The organism is Phyllobacterium sp. GQ127 (genome assembly GCF_059758635.1).
On record NZ_JCAXDZ010000018.1, the window covers coordinates 1 to 3149 of the forward strand.

Genomic DNA, 3149 nt, shown 5'->3' on the forward strand with positions numbered 1-3149 from the left:
GGCATTGCCCGCTGATATTCAGATTTTGTGGATATTTTTGGAGATGGCGTCATTGACGGTTTTGGCTGCCTCCATTTGCGGCATGTGCCCGACGGCTGGCAGGATGCGTAGTGTGGCATTAGCCGGGATGTCTGCGGCATTGGGAACCGGTACGATCTGGTCGTGCTCGCCCCAGATGAGCGTGACGGGACAGTCGAGACCGGCAATGGTTTCCTTGATCGACAGCAACTGGCCGTCTTCGTTGGCGATGCTGTCGGCGATTGTCGACAGCGCCTCGGACACGCCTTCCAGACGCTTGAAGCGCAAGGTGCCCTCGACCATATCATTGGTAATCCTGGAAGGATCGGCAAACAGCCGTTCCAGCACGTTGAAGAGCGGGCGGCGGCGCTCGGCGGCGACGAAGTCGACCAGGAAGTCCCGGTTCATTTGCTTGCTCAGGCCAATGGGTGCGATCAATGTCAGCGAAGCGACCCGCGATGGCTGGTCGGCTGCTATTCTCGCCGCTACGGCACCGCCAAAGGAATGACCGACGATATGGAGCTTGCCGGGGACAAGGTCCTGAACCGCAGTGCTGACAGCAGATACGATCCTGGCAAGGATGTCGCCGCCATCCACAGGCGAGGAAGCGCCATGTCCCGGCAGATCGACCGCGATCGTCCGGATATTTTCCGCCAGCGGCGGCTGATTGAACAGCCAGGTTGACAGATCGCCGCCAAAGCCGTGCAGGAACAAGACGGCATCATCGCTCGCTTCGCCGGCTTCGAGCAGGTTGATGGTGCCGCCCTCGACATTGAGGGTGCGCGGCATGGCTATGCCTGCCTCGCCATCTTCGCCCGAACCCAGCCGATCGGCGTAGCTTTCGATAAAGGCGTCGATCGCTTCAGCAGTCGCGGCATCGTCGCTGATGACACCGGCGAGTGCGCCTACCGGCGCCGTCGTGCCTTGCGCCAGTACAATGCGCCGCAAGGTGCCGCTTGCTGCCGATTCTACGACATTGGTGATCTTCGTCGTCTCGATCTCGAGGATTTCCTGACCGCGGACGATGGTGTCACCCTCATCGGCCATCCATCGTGTGATCGTGCCTTCGGTCATTGTCATTCCCCATTTGGGGACGGTGACTGCTTCGATAAGCGACATGGGATTTACCTCTTTACAATGGACCTGGCAGCCTTAGCCACGGCTTCGGGCGTCGGGATGTAGGCGTCTTCAAGATTGGGAGCGTAAGGAACCGGTGTGTGCGGCGCCGTCACGAGCTTGATCGGCGCCTTCAGCGCGTCAAAGCACTTGTCCGCAAAAAGAGCGGAGATGTCGGTGGCAACGCTGCATCGCGGATTGGCCTCGTCGACAATGACGATGCGGCCAATCTGTTCAGCGACATCAAGCAGGGTGTCCTCGTCCAAAGGCGATGTGGTGCGGGGGTCGACGACGCAGGCAGTGATGCCTTCCAAGGCGAGCTGCCGCGCCGCTTCTTCGGCAACACCCACCATTCGTCCAATCGCGACGATCAGGACATCCTTGCCGTCGCGCACCACGCGGGCTTCGCCGAATGGGATCGTATAGGAGCCATCGGGAACCTCGCCGACCGTGTCGTAAAGCATCTTGTGCTCCAGGAAGATGACCGGGTCGTCGTCTCGGATCGCCTGCAACAAAAGCCCCTTGGCATCATAGGGATTGGACGGGATGACGACCTTCAGACCCGGAATATGGGTGAAGATCGGATAGAGCGCCTGGGTATGTTGCGAACCGGAACGGCTGCCGGCGCCATAGGTGGCGCGGATGACGAGAGGCGTCTTGGCACGGCCGCCGAACATGTAGCGGAACTTTGCCGCCTGGTTCATGATCTGGTCAAGGCACACGCCGGCAAAGTCGACGAACATGATCTCGGCAATCGGGCGCAACCCGGTCAAGGCGGCACCGGCGGCTGCGCCGATGAAGGCCGCCTCGCTGATCGGCGTGTCGCGGATACGCTCCGGGCCGAACGCATCGAGCAAGCCACGCGTCACACCGAAAGCTCCGCCCCAGGCGTCTTTCACACCGTTGGCTCCGGCGCCGCCTGTCAGGTCCTCGCCCATCATGATCACGCTCGGATCGCGGGCCATCTCCGAATGAAGAGCCTCGTTGAGGGCCTGGCGGAAGGATTTCTTGGGCATGGTCGGTCCTCCTTACAGATACTTGACGTAGACGTCGGTGGTCAGAGCCGACAATGACGGGAACGGTGCGGCGCGTGCGGCGGAAACAGCATGATCGATTTCGGCTTCGATCGCCTGATCGACGGCATCGAGTTCGGCATCGTCGAGCAGCGACACTTCATTGACGCGCTTGCGGAAATTGATCAGGCAATCCTGTTCCCGGCGCATCGCCGCCTTTTCCTCGGGCGTGCGATAATTGTCGGGGTCGCCGCTATAGTGGCCGTAATAACGTGGCACGTGCACATGCAGCATCGTCGGGCCACCGCCGTTGCGGGCGCGGGCAACCGCTTCGCCAGCAGCTGCATAGACACTGAACACATCTGTGCCGTCGACCTCTATGGCCGGAATGTCATAGCTTTCCGCCCGGCGCGTGAAGCTGCCGGCTGAGACATGCGCGTTGGCCGTGGCTTCGCCAAAACCATTGTCCTCGATAACGAAGACAATCGGCAGCATCCAGATCTTGGCAAGATTGAAGCTCTCCGACATGACGCCCTCGTTCATCGCGCCGTCACCGGCAAAGGCTATCGCCACATGCTTCTTGCCCAGGAGCTTGGCGCTCAACGCTGCACCGCAGGTGATCGGGGCTCCCGCTGCAACAATGCCGTTGGCGCCGAGCATGCCCTTGCGCAGATCCGCAATATGCTGTGATCCGCCCTTGCCACCGCAGGTGCCAGTGGCCTTGCCGAACAGTTCGGCCATCATGCTGTCAATGTCGACGCCCTTTGCAATCGAATGACCGTGGCCGCGATGCGTCGACGAGATATAGTCGTCCTCGCCAAGGTGCAGACAAACCCCGACGGCACTTGCCTCCTGACCGGCATAAAGATGGGTATTGCCCGGAATGTCACCGGTCGCCATCTCGTCCATCACCCGCTCTTCGAAGCGACGGATCATCCGCATGTTTCGGTAGACCTCAATGAGTTTGTCTTGTGGTAGTTGCAAGCCCGACATGCTTTCCTC

3 protein-coding genes are annotated in these 3149 nt (G+C 60.6%); all 3 read right to left on the minus strand.

Features of this window, described 5'->3' with window-relative positions; translation table 11 throughout:
- Positions 1 to 18: 18 nt before the first annotated feature.
- Genes AC6CHM_RS25020 through AC6CHM_RS25030 form a run of 3 tightly spaced genes read right to left on the minus strand, consistent with a single transcriptional unit; the run spans position 19 to position 3140 of the window.
- Positions 19 to 1137 (minus strand): acetoin dehydrogenase dihydrolipoyllysine-residue acetyltransferase subunit, encoded by a 1119-nt coding sequence (locus AC6CHM_RS25020; RefSeq protein ID WP_498176038.1) that lies wholly within the window; start codon positions 1135 to 1137, stop codon positions 19 to 21.
- 5 nt (positions 1138 to 1142) lie between these two features.
- Positions 1143 to 2150 (minus strand): alpha-ketoacid dehydrogenase subunit beta, encoded by a 1008-nt coding sequence (locus AC6CHM_RS25025; RefSeq protein ID WP_498176040.1) that lies wholly within the window; start codon positions 2148 to 2150, stop codon positions 1143 to 1145.
- A 12-nt stretch (positions 2151 to 2162) separates the two neighbouring features.
- Positions 2163 to 3140: a thiamine pyrophosphate-dependent dehydrogenase E1 component subunit alpha gene (locus AC6CHM_RS25030; protein WP_498176042.1), complete on the minus strand. Its 978-nt coding sequence runs from the start codon at positions 3138 to 3140 to the stop codon at positions 2163 to 2165.
- Positions 3141 to 3149 lie beyond the last annotated feature (9 nt).